At 70.7% G+C, this 16,782-nt stretch carries 12 protein-coding genes and 1 tRNA gene; 2 read left to right on the forward strand and 11 right to left on the reverse strand.

Annotated features, from left to right (window positions below; genetic code table 11):
* Positions 1–343 precede the first annotated feature (343 nt).
* The 6 genes from NUG21_RS12105 to kdsB all read right to left on the reverse strand — a co-directional run bounded on the left by NUG21_RS12105 (position 344) and on the right by kdsB (position 5,642).
* Positions 344–419: transfer RNA gene (locus NUG21_RS12105), tRNA-Gly, on the reverse strand.
* A 36-nt stretch (positions 420–455) separates the two neighbouring features.
* Positions 456–1,091 carry a CDP-diacylglycerol--glycerol-3-phosphate 3-phosphatidyltransferase gene (gene pgsA, locus NUG21_RS12110; RefSeq protein ID WP_160947384.1) on the reverse strand — a complete coding sequence of 212 codons (636 nt, stop codon included), beginning with the start codon at positions 1,089–1,091 and terminating at the stop codon, positions 456–458.
* A gap of 9 nt (positions 1,092–1,100) precedes the next feature.
* Positions 1,101–2,960, reverse strand: a complete 1,860-nt coding sequence (uvrC, locus tag NUG21_RS12115; protein ID WP_160947383.1) for an excinuclease ABC subunit UvrC — start codon at positions 2,958–2,960, stop codon at positions 1,101–1,103.
* Positions 2,957–4,378, reverse strand: a complete 1,422-nt coding sequence (locus tag NUG21_RS12120; protein ID WP_263390981.1) for a hypothetical protein — start codon at positions 4,376–4,378, stop codon at positions 2,957–2,959. Before NUG21_RS12120 ends, uvrC begins: the two co-directional genes overlap by 4 nt.
* Positions 4,375–4,863 (reverse strand): low molecular weight protein-tyrosine-phosphatase, encoded by a 489-nt coding sequence (locus tag NUG21_RS12125; protein ID WP_160947381.1) that lies wholly within the window; start codon positions 4,861–4,863, stop codon positions 4,375–4,377. Before NUG21_RS12125 ends, NUG21_RS12120 begins: the two co-directional genes overlap by 4 nt.
* Positions 4,860–5,642: a 3-deoxy-manno-octulosonate cytidylyltransferase gene (kdsB, locus tag NUG21_RS12130; RefSeq protein WP_263390982.1), complete on the reverse strand. Its 783-nt coding sequence runs from the start codon at positions 5,640–5,642 to the stop codon at positions 4,860–4,862. Before kdsB ends, NUG21_RS12125 begins: the two co-directional genes overlap by 4 nt.
* Before the next feature lie 211 nt (positions 5,643–5,853).
* Here kdsB and NUG21_RS12135 point away from each other — a divergent pair, with 211 nt between their 5' ends.
* The gene (locus NUG21_RS12135; RefSeq protein WP_263390983.1) at positions 5,854–8,055 is read left to right on the forward strand and encodes a TonB-dependent siderophore receptor; all 2,202 of its coding nucleotides are present in this window, start codon (positions 5,854–5,856) and stop codon (positions 8,053–8,055) included.
* A 327-nt stretch (positions 8,056–8,382) separates the two neighbouring features.
* Here the strand turns inward: NUG21_RS12135 and lpxK are convergent, their stop codons facing one another.
* The 5 genes from lpxK to NUG21_RS12160 are packed head-to-tail and all read right to left on the reverse strand — an operon-like array spanning position 8,383 to position 14,751.
* Positions 8,383–9,417 (reverse strand): tetraacyldisaccharide 4'-kinase, encoded by a 1,035-nt coding sequence (lpxK, locus tag NUG21_RS12140; RefSeq protein ID WP_263390984.1) that lies wholly within the window; start codon positions 9,415–9,417, stop codon positions 8,383–8,385.
* Complete coding sequence (msbA, locus tag NUG21_RS12145; RefSeq protein WP_263390985.1) at positions 9,414–11,186, reverse strand: lipid A export permease/ATP-binding protein MsbA; 1,773 nt, start codon at positions 11,184–11,186, stop codon at positions 9,414–9,416. Before msbA ends, lpxK begins: the two co-directional genes overlap by 4 nt.
* Positions 11,183–11,620 (reverse strand): ExbD/TolR family protein, encoded by a 438-nt coding sequence (locus NUG21_RS12150; protein WP_263390986.1) that lies wholly within the window; start codon positions 11,618–11,620, stop codon positions 11,183–11,185. Before NUG21_RS12150 ends, msbA begins: the two co-directional genes overlap by 4 nt.
* A gap of 4 nt (positions 11,621–11,624) precedes the next feature.
* On the reverse strand, positions 11,625–12,293 hold the full coding sequence (locus NUG21_RS12155) for a MotA/TolQ/ExbB proton channel family protein (RefSeq protein ID WP_242081114.1): 669 nt from the start codon (positions 12,291–12,293) through the stop codon (positions 11,625–11,627).
* The gene (locus NUG21_RS12160; RefSeq protein ID WP_263390987.1) at positions 12,187–14,751 is read right to left on the reverse strand and encodes a DNA internalization-related competence protein ComEC/Rec2; all 2,565 of its coding nucleotides are present in this window, start codon (positions 14,749–14,751) and stop codon (positions 12,187–12,189) included. Before NUG21_RS12160 ends, NUG21_RS12155 begins: the two co-directional genes overlap by 107 nt.
* Before the next feature lie 256 nt (positions 14,752–15,007).
* Here NUG21_RS12160 and NUG21_RS12165 point away from each other — a divergent pair, with 256 nt between their 5' ends.
* Positions 15,008–16,072, forward strand: coding sequence for an SDR family oxidoreductase (locus tag NUG21_RS12165; RefSeq protein ID WP_263390988.1), 1,065 nt, complete (start codon positions 15,008–15,010; stop codon positions 16,070–16,072).
* Positions 16,073–16,782 lie beyond the last annotated feature (710 nt).

A 16,782-nucleotide genomic window follows, 5' to 3' on the forward strand; every position in this document is an offset into this window, starting at 1 on the left:
GTCAGCGGCCCGTGAAACGACGACGCCGCGTTGCAGCGACCGAGGAAAAATTTGCCAATGCCGCGACGCCGCGCCAGACAACGCGCAAACATGCGAGCCAACGGCGCGACCGTCGGCGCCGACGTCGCGCCGCATCGCCGACGCGTCAGCGCACGCTGCGCCATGCGCCGTTGGGTGCACGAGCGTCGCGCGGCACGCCATCGGTCATCGGTCATCGTCGGGAATGCGATCGCGTGCGCGGATCGCAGGCCTCGGCGTCGCGACGCCCGAACGCCGGGCACAAAAAAAGAGGCTTGCGCCTCTTGCTTTGATCGGCCCTGCCGTAACGGCAGCACCGAGACTCTGGAGCGGGAAACGAGACTCGAACTCGCGACCTCAACCTTGGCAAGGTTGCGCTCTACCAACTGAGCTATTCCCGCTTGAGGCCGCGAATTCTACCGGGACCACGCAGGCTGTCAACCATTGCCTTCGATTTTTTTCGCGTTCTTTTCCGCCATCGCCGCGCGCTCGTCGTCGCGCAGGCTCGGCCAGGCCGCATGCAGATACTGGATGCCCGACCACAGCGTCAGGATCGCCGCGATCGCCAGGGTCCAGTCGCCCACGTGGAAGATGAACAGGCCCATCCACACGCTCTCCGGCGGCGAGCCGTCGGGCATCACCGAATACAGCAGGCACAGCAGCGCCACCATCTGCGCGGTGGTCTTGATCTTGCCGATCATCGCCACCCGCACCTTGGCGCGCTGGCCGATCTCGGCCATCCATTCGCGCAGCGCCGACACGGCGATCTCGCGGCCGACGATCACCGCCGCCCAGAACGCCATCCACGGCGTCGGATGGCCCTGCACGATCAGGAACAGCGCCACCGCCACCATCAGCTTGTCGGCCACCGGATCCAGGAACGCGCCGAATGCGGAGTACTGGTGGTAGCGCCGCGCCACCCAACCGTCCAGCCAGTCGGTGAACGCGGCCAGGCCGAAGATCGCCGCCGAGGCGAAGTTGGTCCAGGTGTACGGCAGATAGAACACCAGGACCAGCACGGGGATCATCACGATCCGCAGCAGCGTGAGCCAGGTGGGGATGGTCAACTTCATTGCGCTGCTCTACTCGCCTGCCGGATCGGGTACCGGCAGCCCGTGCAGGTTAGCGTAGATTCGTGCGGCCAGTGCGTCATTGATCCCTTCCACCCGCGCGATCTCGGCCTCGCCGGCGGCCTTGAGCCCGGCCAGTCCGCCGAAATGCTTGAGCAGGCTGGCGCGGCGCCGCGGGCCGATGCCGGGGATGTCCTCCAGCTTGCTGGTCATGCGCGCCTTCTGGCGGCGCCCGCGGTGGCCGGTGATGGCGAAGCGGTGCGCCTCGTCGCGCACCTGCTGGATGAACTGCAGCGCCGGCGACGCCGCGCCCGGCCGCAGTTCGCGCCCGTCCGGCATCACCAGGGTCTCGTGGCCGGCGCGGCGCTCGGCGCCCTTGGCCACGCCGATCAGCAGCACCCCGTCCACGCCCAGGTCGGCGAGCGCACCCGTGGCCTGCGCCAACTGGCCGGCGCCACCGTCGATCAGCAGCACGTCCGGCAGCACCACGTCGCCCTTGCCCTCGCCTTCGGCGGCGCGACGGAAGCGGCGCTCGATCGCCTGGCGCATCGCCGCGTAATCGTCGCCCGGTTCGATGCCGCTGATGTTGTAGCGCCGGTACTGGCTGCGCACCGGGCCGCTGGCGTCGAACACCACGCACGAGGCCACCGTGGCCTCGCCCATGGTGTGGCTGATGTCGAAGCATTCCACCCGCTTGACCGGCTCGGCCAGGCCGAGCATCTCGCGCAGCGCCTCGCTGCGCGCATGCTGGGCGTTGCGGCTGGTCAGTTCGGTGACCAGGGTGGCCTGGGCGTTGCGGCTGGCCAGCTCCAGGTAGCCGGCGCGCTCGCCGCGCACGTTCCACTTCAACTGCACCTTGCGCTCGGCGGCCGAACTCAGCGCCGCCTCGATCAGCTCGGCATCGGGAATCTCGCGATCCAGCAGCACCTCGCGCGGCGGTGCGTGCTCGACGTAGTACTGCGACACGAACGCGCCCAGCACTTCGGCGGCGCTGTCCTCGCCGTTGGTCTTCGGGAAGAACGCGCGGGTACCGAGGTTGCGGCCGTCGCGGAACGCCAGCAGCAGCACGCAGGCATTGGCGCCCTGGGTGGCGCAGGCCAGTACGTCCAGGTCGGCGGCGCGGCCGTCCACGTATTGCCGGCTCTGCATGCTGCGCAGCGAGCCGAGCAGGTCGCGCAGGCGCGCGGCGCGCTCGAACTCCAGGCGTTCGCTGGCGGCCTGCATGGCCTGCACCAGTTCCTCGCCGAGCTGGTCGCTGCGCCCTTCCAGGAACAGCGTGGAGCGGCGCACCGCCTCGGCGTACTCGTCGGCCGCCACCAGCGCCACGCACGGCGCGCTGCAGCGGCCGATCTGGTACTGCAGGCACGGCCGCGAACGGTTGCGGAACACGCTGTCCTCGCAGCTGCGCAGCTTGAACAGCTTGTGCATCAGGTTCAGCGTCTCGCGCACCGCGGTGACGCCGGGATACGGGCCGAAGTAGCGCCCGGGCACCGCACGCGGGCCGCGATGCAGGGTGATCCGCGGCCATTCCTCGCGGGTCAGCAGCACGTACGGATAGCTCTTGTCGTCGCGCAACGACACGTTGTAGCGCGGCGACAGCGACTTGATCAGCTGGTTTTCCAGCAGCAGCGCCTCGCCCTCGCTGCGGGTGACGGTGACGTCCATGCGCGCCACCTGCGCCAGCATGGCCATGGTCCGCGCGTTCTTCGGCGAACCGCTGAAGTAGCTGGAGACGCGCTTGCGCAGCGCGCCGGCCTTGCCGACGTAGAGCAAGGTGTCGTCCGCGGCGTACATGCGGTAGACGCCGGGCGCGGTACTGAGATTGGCGGCAAAGGCCTTGCCGTCGAACGGTGGCGCTGCAGGAGTACTCATTCGCCGATCGCGACGTCGCGCAGTTCGCCGCTGGCGATGTCGTAGCGCAACACCGCATGCGCGTCGGTCTCGGCGATCCACACCGTGCCGGCGCCCACCGCCAGCCCACCCGGGCCGTGCAGGCGCCGCGGCAAGGCCGCGGTGGACAGTTCGCCGCCGCCCAGGCGCAGGCTGCGCAGGCTGCCGTTGCCGCTGTCGGCGATCCACAGCAGCGGCGCGTCCGGGCTCAGCGCGATCGCCTGCGGGAACTGCAGGCGGGCGCGGCTGCGCGGCCCGTCCTCGTCGCCGAAATCCCACGGCCCCTGGCCGCCGAGCAGGGTCTGCACCAGGTCGCCGCGCAACTGCATCGAGCGCACCGCCGAGCCCAGCGCATCGCACACGTACAGCACCTGCTGCACCGCGGCCAGGCTGCACGGCTGCGCGAACGCGGCCAGGTGGCCGCTGCCGTCGCGCAACTCCAGCGCGCCTGCGCCGGCCCGCCAGCGCAGGCTGCGGCTGCCCAGGTCGTAGCTCCAGATGCGGTTGTCGCCGGCCATCGCCAGGTGCACCTGGTTGTCGGCGATCACCACGTCCTGCGGGTGGTTCAACGGCGCCAGCAGCGGTTGTTCCACCGGTCCTTCCACCGGCTCGCCGGCGCGGCCGTTGCCGCACAGGGTGTCGACCTGGCCAGTGAGCAGGTTGATTCGGCGCAGCGCATGGTTGCCGGTGTCGGCCACGTACAGCACGCCGCGCTCCAGGGCCAGCCCGCGCGGGCGGTGGAACGCCGCCTCGCCGATCGCGCCGTCGATGAAGTCGGCGGTGCCGATGCCGAACTGGCGCAGCACGCGGCCGCTGGTGCTGCATTCGAGGATGCGGTGGTGGCCGCTGTCGGCGATGTACAGGCGGTCCTCGGCCAGCGCCAGGCCGGTCGGGAAGCGCAGCGGCAGGCGCGGCTCCGGGTGGGTCTCGCGGGCGTCGCGCAGGTCCTCGTCCAGCGGCAACGGCTGCCCGGCGCACAGCGCGTGCAGCGCCTTGTCCAGTTCGGCGCCGCCGATGCCGACCAGGCGCTCGCGCTCGACACCGCCGGCGTCGATCAGCACCAGGGTCGGCCAGGCCTGGATGCCGAAGCGCTGCCAGGCGGCCCAATCGGCATCGAGCAGGATCGGCGCGGACACGCCCTGGCTGCGCAGCAGCTTCAGCGCGCGCTGCGGCTCGCGCTCGCTGTCGAAGCGCGGCACCTGCACCACGATCACCTGCAGCCGTCCGGGATTGCGCGCCTGCCACTGGCCGAGTTCGGCCAGGCGCTGCGCGCACCACACCGAGGCGGCATTGACGAAGGCCAGCACCAGCGCCCTGCCCTGCAGATCGCGCAGGCGGATCGGCTCGGCGTTGAGCCAGGCGCCGGACGCGGGAAGTTCCAGGGCGGCGATGGAATTCATCGGCCGATTATGCCGGAGCCGAGGTCGACGGACAGTCGTGCCACGCTGCCGGCGGCTGCTTCGTCTACCAGTTGCCAGACCTGCTCGAACTGCGCGCTGCCGCCGGTGTACGGATCCGGGATCTCGCTCCGGCCTTGCACGCCGGCCCAGGGCAGCCACAGCGCCACGCGCTCGCGCGCCGACGCCGGTGCGCGCTGCAGCACGTCGCGCAGGTTGGCCGCATCGGCGCACAGCAGCCAGTCGAATTCGGCAAAGTCGCGGTCGCGCAGTTGCCGCGCGCGCAGGCCGGCGATGTCCACGTCGTGCGCGGCCGCGCAGGCCACCGCGCGCCGGTCCGGCGGCTCGCCGCGGTGCCAGTCGCCGGTGCCCGCCGAGTCGACCTGGACCAGCCCGGCCAGCGGCGAGCGCTGCAGGTGGTGGCGCAGCGCGCCCTCGGCCATCGGCGAACGGCAGATGTTGCCCAGGCACACCAGCAGCAGCTTCATGCCTGGCCGCCCTGCAGATAGGCCTCGGCGCGCGCCAGGTCCTCGGGCGTGTCCACGCCCGGCGGGAACGGCGCCGGCGACAGCGCCACCGCGATACGGAAGCCGGCTTCCAGCACCCGCAACTGTTCCAGCGACTCGATCCGCTCCAACTGCCCCGGCGGCATCGCCGCAAACCGGCGCAGGAAGCCGGCGCGATAGGCATAGATGCCGATATGCCGCAGCCACGGGCCGGGCAGCGGCAGCTGCGCCTGCGACGCGGCGAAGGCGTCGCGGTGCCAGGGGATCGGCGCGCGGCTGAAGTACAGCGCATCGCCAGCGGCGCTGCGCACCAGCTTCACCACGTTGGGATCGAACAGATGCTCGGCCGCGTCCACCGGCGTGCCCAGGGTCGCCATCTCGGCGCCACTGTCGGCCAGGGTCCGGGCCACCGCCACGATACCGGCGACCGGCGCGAACGGCTCGTCGCCCTGCAGGTTGACCACCAGGGTCGCGTCGTCCCAGCCGGCGATGTCGGCGCATTCGGCCAGGCGGTCGGTGCCGGAGGCGTGGTCGCTGGAAGTCGTGGCCACATGCACGCCGTCCAGGTCGGCCACCGCGGCGGCGATGCGCGCATCGTCGGCGGCCACCCACACCTGTGAAGCGCCGGCGGCGAGCGCACGCCGGGCCACGTGGCGGATCAGCGGCTCGCCGCCGAGCGCACGCAAGGGCTTGCCCGGCAGCCGCGACGCGGCATAGCGGGCCGGAATGGCGACGACGAAGGACGGGACGGCGGCGCTCATGCCGCCACCGCGCCGGCGGAGGCAACGTCGATGGCGGCGGCAGGCAGGTGCGGGAGCGGGGCGAATCCGGCCATGAATTGATCTTTCTCCGTCAATTATTGAGAATAGTTCGCATTCGCCATTTGACGACCGAACTGCCCCGGCACATGTGCCGCTGCGACAGCCTCTGGCGCGACGGCGTTGCCTCCCGCCCATTCTATAGACCCCACCGATGAACCTCCCTGCCCCCTCCTTCCGATCCGCTGCGCAGCTCCCTTCCGCCATCACGCGCCGCGCACTGTGCCTGGCCATCGCCGCACTGCTTCTGCCAGCCGCGGCCAGCGCCGCCGAGGCCAGCATTGGCGCGGCCGACGCCCTGGCGACCGGCGACCGGCAACCCACCGAGTTGGAGAAACTGGATGTGGTCGCGCAGCGCAAGGACGGCTATACCCCGCCATCCAGCGCCACCGGCACCGGCCTGGTATTGAGTCCCCTGCAGACGCCGCAGTCAGTGAGCACGATCAGCCGCGAGCAGATGGACGATTTCGGCCTGGACAACGCCAACGCGGTACTGGCCCTGGCCACTGGCGTCAACGTGGAGAAGATCGAGACCGACCGCACCTACTACACCGCGCGCGGCTTCGACATCATCAATTTCCAGGTCGACGGACTGGGCCTGCCGTTCACCAACGGCGGCGCCGAGGGCGACCTGGACACGGCGATGTACGAGCGCGTGGAGGTGCTGCGCGGCGCCAACGGCCTGCTGTCCTCGACCGGCAACCCGTCGGCGACGATCAACTTCGTGCGCAAGCGCCCGACCCAGGACCTGCAGGGAAGCGTCGGCGTCACCGCCGGCAGTTGGGACATGCGGCGGGTGGACGCGGACCTGTCGGGCAAGCTCAACCACAGCGGCAGCGTGCGCGGGCGCATCGTTGCCGCCGGCCAGGACGGCGACAGCTACCTGGACCGCTACTCGCTGAAGAAGCGCAGCGTCTACGGCATCGTCGAGGCCGACCTGAGCGACAGCACCCTGCTCAGCGTGGGCGCCAGCTACCAGAAGAACGAACCCCACGGCGGCATGTGGGGCGCCCTGCCCCTGTACTACAGCGACGGCAGCGCCACCCACTATGCACGCTCGACCAGCACCTCGGCCGATTGGTCGTACTGGAACAGCACCGACAAGCGCGCATTCGTGGAACTGCAGCAGGCGCTGGGTGGCGGCTGGCAGCTCAAGGCCGCGCTGAACTACCGCAAGCTGGAGTCGGACGGCAACCTGTTCTACGCCTACGGCACGCCCGAGCGCGCCACCGGGCTGGGGCTGTACTCCTATCCTTCGCGCTACGTCAGCCACGAAACCCAGAAGTACGCCGACCTCTACGCCACTGGCCCGTTCGTGCTGGGCGGACGCGAGCACGAACTGGTGGCCGGGGTGAAGTGGGCCGGCATCGACGTCTCGCAGGTCTCCACCTACCCCGATTCCAGCGACACCAGCGCCTGGTTCGCCCTGCCCAGCCTGGAGAACTGGAGCGGCGACATCGCCCTGCCGGCGTTCACCACCGCGCCGACCGGCGCCGCGTTCGACATGATCCGCCGCAGCGCCTACGCCACTGCGCGCTGGAACCTGAGCGATGCGCTGAAGCTGATCACCGGCGTCAACCACACCCGGATCGCGAGCAGCGGCCAGAACTACGGCGTGCAGCACGTCTACGACGCCAGCAAGACCACCCCGTTCGTCGGCGCGGTGTACACCTTCGATCCGAACTACGCGCTGTACGCCAGCTACGCGGAGATCTTCAATCCGCAGACCGAACTGGACCGCAACCTGCGGGTGTTGGACCCGATCACCGGCAGCAACGCCGAACTCGGCATCAAGGGCCAGTGGCTGCAGCAGCGGGTCAATGCCTCGTTCGCCATTTTCCGCGCCAAGCAGGACAACACCGCCGAAGCCGATGCCTACGTCGGCACGCTGCAGACCTACAAGCCGGTGGACGCCACCTCCACCGGCTACGAGTTCGACATCGCCGGCCGGCTCGGCGAACACTGGCAACTCAATGCCGGCTACACCCAGCTGAGCCTCAAGGACGACGCCGGCAACAATGTGCGCACCTACGTGCCGCGCCGCACCTTCAAGCTCGCCAGCACCTATACCGTGCCGCAGTGGGAAGCGCTGAAGCTGGGCGCGACGCTGACCTGGCAAAGCGACATCTCCCGCGACCAGCAGGCCGTGGACACCAGCGGCAATGAAATTTTCACCCGACAGGACAGCTACGCGCTGCTCGGGCTGATGGCACACTACGACTTCACCCCGCAGTTCAGCGCCACGCTCAACGTCTACAACGTCACCGACCGCAAGTACATCAACAGCCTGTACTGGGCGCAGGGCTACTACGGCGCCCCGCGCAACACCGCGCTGTCGCTGACCTACCGGTTCTAGCGCAGGCCGCTGGCGGAACGCGTCGCGTCGGGCCCCTGCCGCGACGCGTGGTGCCGTCGCGGGTAATTGCGAAACGTGCGACGGCCGCTGGCGGAAGCGCGGTACGCGCGGACACCGGAACGCGCCGTCGGCACGGCGCGACAGGTCGCGCGCCGCGCGCCGCTGCGTGCCGCGAGGACGCCGCTCATCACGGCGGAGAGTGTCTCGTAGGAGCGGCTTCAGCCGCGACGGGCCTTACCGGTAACGCCCCATCGCGGCTGAAGCCGCTCCTACGGCAGACGCTGGATCCGGCGCGATGGCGGCGGAAACAGCCGATGCGCGGCGCCGCTAGTCGGCGGACTCGCCCGCGCGGCCGCGCAGCTTGTCCAGCCGGTCCAGCAGGCCGATCCAGAACGCCGCCGGCAGTTCGGCGACCAGCGGCACGCTGAAGCACCAATCGTTGACGAAGGCGGCGCATTTGACCGCGTCCTTCTCGGTCATCAGCACCGGCAACTCGCTGCCGAAGGCCAGGTCCGCGGCGCGGTACTGGTGGTGGTCGGGAAAGGCGTGCGGGACCACGCCGATGCCCTGCGCGCGCAGCATGTCGAAGAAGCGCTGCGGGTGGGCGATGCCGGCGACGGCATGCACGCGCTGGCCGGCGAAGCTGCGCAGCGGCCGCGCACGGCCGCCGCGCAACGGCTGCGCGCTGTCGATGCGCAGGCGCATCGCCCATTCGCCGAAGCCGGCGTCGAGCGCGCCGCTGTCGCTGGCCTGGCCCAGGTTGATGACCCGGAAATCGCATTCGTTGCCGCGCGCCACCGGCTCGCGCAGCGGCCCGGCCGGCAGCAGGCGGCCGTTGCCGTAGCGGCGCTGGCCGTCCACCACCTCGATCTCGATGTCGCGCTGCAGACGGTAGTGCTGCAGGCCATCGTCGCAGACCACGATGTCGCAGCCGGCCTGCAGCAGCGCGCGCGCCGCGGCCACGCGGTCACGGTCCACCCGCACTGGCACGCCGGTCTTGCGCGCGATCAGCACCGGCTCGTCGCCGCCCTGCTCGGCCGACGTGCCCGGCTCGATCCAGCGCGGTTCCTGCGGCTGGCTGCGGCCGTAGCCGCGGCTGGCCACGCCCGGGCTCCAGCCGGCGTCGCGCAGGCGCTGCACCAGGGCGATGGTCAGCGGCGTCTTGCCGGTGCCGCCCGCGGTGAGGTTGCCCACCACCACCACCGGCGCGGCGATGCTGTGGCGCTTGCGCCAGCCGCGCCGGTACAGCGCACGGCGCAGCGCGATCGCCGCTGCGTACAGCGGGGTCAGCACGCGCGCGTGCAGCGGCGGCGCGCCCGTGCCGTACCAGTAGGCGGGGGTGTGTGGCCCGCGCTCGCTCATCCGAACTGCCTTTCGCGGAACTGCATGCTGTGCAGGTGCGCATACACTCCGCCCAGCGCCAGCAGTTCGTGGTGGGTGCCGCGCTCGACGATGCGGCCATGGTCCATCACCAGCACCTGGTCGGCGTGTTCGATGGTCGACAAACGGTGGGCGATGACCAGTGTGGTGCGATCGGGCATCAACCGGTGCAAGGCGTCCTGCACCAGCCGTTCGGATTCGTTGTCCAACGCGGCGGTGGCCTCGTCGAGGATCAGGATCGGCGCGTCCTTGAGCATCGCGCGTGCGATCGCCAGGCGCTGGCGCTGGCCGCCGGACAGGCGCCCGCCCTTGGCCCCGACCTGCGCCTGCACGCCCTCGGGCAGGTGCTCGACGAACTCCATCGCGTTGGCGTCGGCGATCGCCTGCTGCAGTTGCGCCGGTCCTGCCTCGCGCATCTCGCCATAGGCGACGTTCTCGGCGATGCTGCCGTCGAACAGCATCACCTGCTGGCCGACCAGGGCGATCTGCCGGCGCAGATCCTCCAGCCGGTACTCCTGCAGCGGATGGCCATCGAGCAGGATCTGCCCGGATTGCGGATCGTAGAAACGCGGGATCAGCTTGACCAGGCTGGACTTGCCGCTGCCGGAGCGGCCGACGATGGCGGTGACGGTGCCGGGCTCGGCGACGAAACTGACCTCGGCCAGCGCCGGCCGCGCCTGCCCCGGATAGGCGGCGGTGACCTCGCGGAACTCGATCCGCCCCTGCGCGCGCTCGATGCGGCGGCTGCCGCTGTCCTGTTCCTCGGGCGCGTCCAGCACCACGAACAGCCGCTGCGCCGAGGCGACGCCCCGCTGCAGCATGTTCTGCACGTTAGTGAGGTTCTTCAGCGCCGGGATGATCGCCATCATCGCGGTCATCAGCGAGACGAACTCGCCGGCGGTCAGGCGCCCGGCCAGCGCCTCGTGGCCGGCGATCAGCAGCAGCGCGGCCAGGCCGATCGCGCCCAGCAACTGCACCGCGGCCGAGGAGATGCCGCGGGTAGATTCGACCTTCATTGCCAGATGCAGGTTGGTGTCGGCCAGGTGCTGGTAGCGCTCCATCTCGCTGGCGCGCGCGCCGTAGACCTTGACCTCCTGGTTGCCGGACAGCGCCTGCTCGGCGGCCTGCATCAGTTCGGCGTTGCTCTCCTGGATGCGGTGGCTGACCCGGCGGTAGCGCTTGGCCACGCGGTCCATCACCCAGGACAGCGGCGGCGCCACCAGCAGGATGGTGACGGTCACGGTCCAGCTGTACCACAGCATCACCGCCAGCGCGCCGACGATCTGCAGGGTCTGCTGCACCATCACCTTCATCGCGTCGACCGCGGCCTGCGCCACCTGCTCGCTGTCCGAGCCCAGCCGCACCAGCATCGAGGCCACCGGCTCGGCGTCGAAGCGGCTGCCCGGCAGGCGCAGGTACTTGTCCAGCACGTTGACCCGGAAATCGCGGGAGATGCTCCGCGCCGCGCGCCCCATCGACATGTCGGTGACGTAGCCGGCGATGCCGCGCAGCACGAACAGACCGACGATCTGCAACGGCAGCCACATCGCCACCTCGCGATTGCGCGCGATGAAGGTCTCGTCGGTGATGGGCTTCATCAGCGCCAGGAAGCCGGAGCCGGCCAGCGCCTCCAGCAGCGCGCCGACCGCGGCGATCAGCAGCAGTCCGCGGTAGCCGCCGGCATAGGACAACAGGCGGCGATAGGTCCGCCAGGGGGAATCCTGGACGGGCACGTCGGTAGGTACATTCACTTGGAGCTTCCGTCCCTGTTGACTTCGGGAGCAGTGGCGATGGCGATGCGGCGGAACCCGAGCTGGCCCAGCGCGTCCTGGGCGGTGACCACCGCCTGGTACGGCGTGCGCGCGTCGGCGCGCAGCAGTACCGACTGCTCGCGGTCGTCGCCGGCGACTTGGGCGATGCTGCGCTTGACCGACTCCACGTCGGTGCGCAGCACTTCCTGGTCGTTGATGAAGTAATGCCCGTCGGCGTTGATCAGCACGCTCAGCGCACGCGCCGGCGGCGGCGCGTTGCGGTCGCTGGCATTGGGCAGCTGCAGTTGCAGCGTGGAACGGGCATCGAAGGTGGTAGTCACGACGAAGAAGATGATCAGCACCAGGATGACGTCGATCAAGGGCACCAGGTCGATATGCGGCTCGTCCTGGCCACGGTCGTCGCGGATCCGCACCGGCTCAGCCCTTGGCCGCCGCGGCGTTCGGCGCGGCGCCACGCGCCGGCGCGGCCGGCGCCGCGGCACGGCCGTGGCCGTCCAGCGCGTCGGTCAGTGCGGTGGCTTCCTGCTCCATCTCGATCACGTAGCCGGCGATGCGGCCCTTGAAATGGCGATGGAAGATCAGCGCCGGCACCGCGATGATCATGCCGGTGGCGGTGCACACCAGCGCCTTGCCGATGCCGCCGGCGAGCTGGTTCACGTCGCCCAGGCCATGGTCGAGGATGCCGAGGAACATCTGGATCATGCCGACCACGGTGCCGAGCAGGCCCAGCAGCGGCCCGGCCGAGGCGATCGTGCCCAACGCATTCAGGTAACGCTCCATGCGATGCACGACGTGCCGGCCGGTGTCCTCGATGCGCTCGCGCACGATCTCGCGCGGGCGGTTGCGCACGTCCAGGCCGGCGGCGAGCAGCGCGCCCAGCGGCGAATTGCGCCGCAGCGATTCGATGTGGGTGGGATCGAGCTTGCCGCGCGTGGCCCAGTTGCGTACTTCCTGACCCAGTCCCGGCGGCAAGACCTCGCTACGGCGCAGGCTCCAGAACCGCTCCAGGACGATCGCCAGCGCGACCACGCCCAACAGCAGCAACGGCACCATCGGCCAGCCACCGGCCTTGACCAGTTCCCACACGTCGCAATCCTCCGGCACGCTCGGCCGTTCGTTCACCGGCCGATAGGATAGCAGCCGCCCGCGCCCGCTCCGCCGCATCCCACAGCCGCGCCCGCCAGGGCCGTCGCTCGCGCAGTTGCAGGCCGGCGCGCCCCAGCCACACGCGCAGCGCCCCGCCCTGCGGGGTACCGACGACCTCGGCCCCGGCCGCCTGCCACCGCGCCACCACGCCCGGATGCGGATGGCCGAAGCGATTGCCGTAGGCCGCCGAGACCAGCACCAGCCGTGCGCCGGTGGCGGCGACGAAGGCCGGCTGCGAGGAATGCGCGCTGCCATGATGCGGCGCCACCACCACGTCGGCGCGCAGCGCCTGCGGCGCCTCGCGCAGCAGCTTGCGCTCGACCACGTCGCCGATGTCGCCGGCCAGCAACAGCGCACCCTGCGCGGTCTCCACGCGCAGGACGCAACTGGACTCGTTGCGCAGATAGGGAAAGTGCGGCGTCGGATGCAGGAACCGGAAACGCACCCCATCCCACTCCCAGGCCTCGCCGGCCACGCAGGCCCGGTCCACCGGCAACGGCGCGCCGGCCGGTGCCTGGACCAGGCCGATCGGCAACGCCGCGCGCACCGCGACCAGGCCGCCGGCGTGGTCGTTGTCGCCATGACTGATCACCGCGCGATTCAGCCGCGCCACGCCGAGCGCGTGCAGCGCCGGCACCACCACGCGCTCGCCGGCGTCGTAGCCGTCCTCGACCGCCGGCCCAGTGTCGTACAGCACCTGGTGATGCGCGGTGCGCACCAGCAAGGACAGCCCCTGCCCCACGTCGAACATCACCAGATCGACCTCGCCCTGTCGCGGCCGCTCCAGCGGCGGCCACAGCAACGGCAGCCACAACAGCGCCGCCAGCGGCTTGCCCGGCACGGCGCGCGGCAGCAGCAGCCAGAACGCGCCCAGCAGGGCCAGCGGCAGCGCCCAGCCGCGCGCCTCCGGCAGCCAGTGCAACGCGAAGCGGCTTTCGCCCAGGGCGACGAACCACGGCCAGGTCAGGTCGAAACAGGCGGCGGCCAGCCGCCACAGCCAGATGCCCGCGCCGGCATGCAGTGCCTCCAGCGCGGTGCCGAGCAGGGCCAGCGGCACCACCACCAGGCTCCACCACGGGATCGCCAGCAGATTGGCCAGCGGCCCGACCAGCGACGCCTGCCCGAACAGCATCGTGCTCACCGGCAGCAGGCCGACCGTGGCCACGCCCTGCGCGGTCAGGAAGCTGCGCAGCGTCTCGCGCCAGCCGCGACCGGCCTCGGGCATGCACCAGGCCAGCCAGGCGACACCGAGGAAGCTCAGCCAGAAGCCGGCCGAGAGCACCGCCAGCGGGTCGCAGAGCAGCATGGCGATCGCCGCCAGCGCCAGTGCGTCGACCACCCGCACCGGCCGCCGCCACAGCCGCGCCGCGACCACCACCGCGATCATCAGGGCGGTGCGCACGGTCGGCAGGGCCATGCCCGACACCAGGGTGTAGCCGCCGGCACCGAGCAGCGCCAGCGCGGCCGCGGCCTGGCGGCGCGGCCAATGGCGGCCCAGTTGCGGCCACAGCCGCCACAGGCCGCCGCCGAGCAAGGCGAAGGCGCCGGCCACCAGCCCGACGTGGAAGCCCGAGATGGCGATGAGATGGGTCAGGCCGGCGGCACGCAGGATGCGCCAGTCGCGATCGTCCAGTCGCCGCGTATCGCCCAGCGCCAGTGCCTGCACGAAGCGCGCCGAGGCCTGCGGCACGGCCGCGGCGATGCGCGCAGACATGTCCGCACGCCAGGCGTCGATGCCCTGCCCCGGCGCCAGTGGCGCTGCCGCATGCGGCGCCACCACGTAGCCGCTGGCGCTGATCCGCTGCGCCAGCGCATAGGCTTCGGCGTCGAAGCCGCCGGGATTGCTCAAGCCGCGCGGCGCGCGCAGGCGCACCTGCAGCTGCCAGCGCGCGCCGGCGCGCAGGGCGCTGCGCGGTCCGGCCTGATGCGTACCGAAGTCGTCGTACCACGCCAGTTGCAGCAAACGCCCGCGCAACGGCGCCGGCTGCGCCGCATCGGCATCCACGCGGAACAGGAAGCGGGTGCGCCGGGTCTCCGCCTGCGGCAGTTCCACCACCTGGCCACGGACGGTGACCACGCGCTTTTCCCAGTCGGCCGGCAACTGCCGCGCCAGCACCATGCCGGCGACCAGCGCCAGCCAGCCGGCGCCGATCGCGAACGCCCCCAGCCAGCGCCAGCGCGGTGCTGCCACGTACAGCACCGCGCCGGCGAGCAGGATCGCCAGGGCCAGCGGCCAGGGCGGCAGGCGCGGCAGCCACAGCGCGGCCAGCACGCCGGCGGCGAGGCTGGCGGCGACCGCAGCACCCAACGGCGCCAAGGCCGGCCAGCCCGAGGTGCCAGCGCCATTGTCAACGTGACCGGCGTCTCGGCGCGGCACGGCCTCTGCAGATCGGTGCATCTACTTGCCCTCCTTGGCATCGGCGGATTGCAACAGCAACACACGTCCGCGCCGACATACGCATCGCACTGCCATCGCGTTCGCCATACCAGCGTCGCATCGCGGCTCGACGCGGGCCATCGGTCTACGCCGGGCGACTGCGTCAGAATTTGCCTAAGGCCCGGGCGCGCGCCGCGTCACAGTCCCGGCGAAGTTCGCCGCAGCTTCATCGGCGGGCGCCTATGGTGCGGTGCCCAACGTCGTAAGGAGCGCGCGCATGCGCAAGGGCATCGCACTGATCGTCGGAGTCACCGGCATCTCCGGCTACAACCTCGCCAACGTGCTGGTCGCCGACGGCTGGACGGTCTACGGGCTGGCACGCCGCCCGGTGCCGCAGGAAGGCGTGATCCCGGTAGCGGCCGATCTGCTCGACCGCGAGGCCACCGTGGCCGCACTGCGTGGGCTGCCGATCACCCACGTGTTCTTCTGCACCTGGACCCGACGCGACACCGAGAAAGAAAACGTCGCCGCCAACGGCGCGATGCTGCGGCATCTGTGCGAAGGCCTGGACGGTGCAGCGCTGCAGCACATGGCGCTGGTCACCGGCACCAAGCATTACCTCGGCTCGTTCGAGCACTACGGCAGCGGCAAGGCGGAGACGCCGTTCCGCGAGAGCGAGCCGCGGCAACCGGGCGAGAATTTCTACTACACGCTGGAAGACCTGCTGTTCGACGCCGCCGCGCGCCACGGCTTCGGCTGGAGCGTGCATCGCTCGCACACCATGATCGGCCAGGCCAACGGCAGCAACGCGATGAACATGGGCGTGACCCTGGCGGTGTATGCGACGCTGTGCAAGCACACCGGGCAGCCGTTCGTGTTCCCCGGCTCGCGTGCGCAGTGGGACAGCCTCACCGACCTCACCGACGCCGGCCTGCTCGGCCGCCAGTTGGCCTGGGCCGCGACCAATCCGGCCGCGCGCAACCAGGCCTTCAACACGGTCAACGGCGACGTGTTCCGCTGGCGCTGGATGTGGGGCGAGATCGCCGCGTTCTTCGGCCTGCCGCCGGCGCCCTATCCGGAGGCGCCGATGCCGCTGCAAGCGCGTCTGCAGGACACCGCGCCGGCCCTGTGGCGCGAGATCGCCGAGCGCCATGGGCTGGTACAGGCGGACGTGAACCAGCTCGCGTCATGGTGGCACACCGATGCCGACCTCGGCCGCGAGATCGAATGCGTCAACGACATGACCAAGAGCCGCGACCTGGGCTTCCTCGGCTACTACGACAGCCGCGCCTCGTTCCTGGAACTGTTCACGCGGCTGCGCGCGCAGCGGGTGATCCCCTGAGCCGCGCGGCTTGCTGAGGAGTCGCCTCGGCAGCGGGAACGCGGCGATCCGAAGGGTTGCCGCCCTACGGCGCATGCGATGCGCTGCAGGACGGCCGCGGCTGCAGGGACATCCGCGGCATTGCTGCGGCGACGTGTTTGCAGGGCTGCTGTGCGAGGGTTTCGGTGCCGACAGCAACGAGGGCCGGCGACGTGCCGACTCCGTTCGTCGCGGCTGAAGCCGCTCCTACGTGGGATGCACGTGTAGGAGCGGCTTCAGCCGCGACAGGCTCTACCGATGACGCACCGTCGCGACCGCAGCCGCTCCTATGAGGCAATGGTGTGTCTCGCTACCTAGGGCGAAAGAAAGCGATTAGATGTGCCTCGGAGTCACGCCCAGAAACGTACCGCGACGGCCAGGTTCGCGACAGGGAAAGGTGGTTGCGGATCGCGCACTGAAGCGTCGCGTTCTCCGACTTGGCTCGTCGCGGCTGAAGCCGCTCCTACGGGGCGCTTGCGACCGAAGTGCTTCCGCCTGTCCGAGGCTCTTCGGCGTCGGCAGATGCAGTGAAGCCACTGCGGCTCGCTGCCTCGTTCGTCGCGCCTGGCGTCGCTCCACCGCGCGGCGAAGCAGCGATGTGCACTGTGGCAGGGACTTCAGCCCCGACGCGCACCGCGTCGGGTCGCAGGACACCGCTCTTGTCGTGACCGAGGGCGCCGTACAGCAAGCCA

The organism is Xanthomonas sp. CFBP 8445 (assembly GCF_025666235.1).
Classification (GTDB): Bacteria; Pseudomonadota; Gammaproteobacteria; order Xanthomonadales; family Xanthomonadaceae; genus Xanthomonas_A; species Xanthomonas_A indica.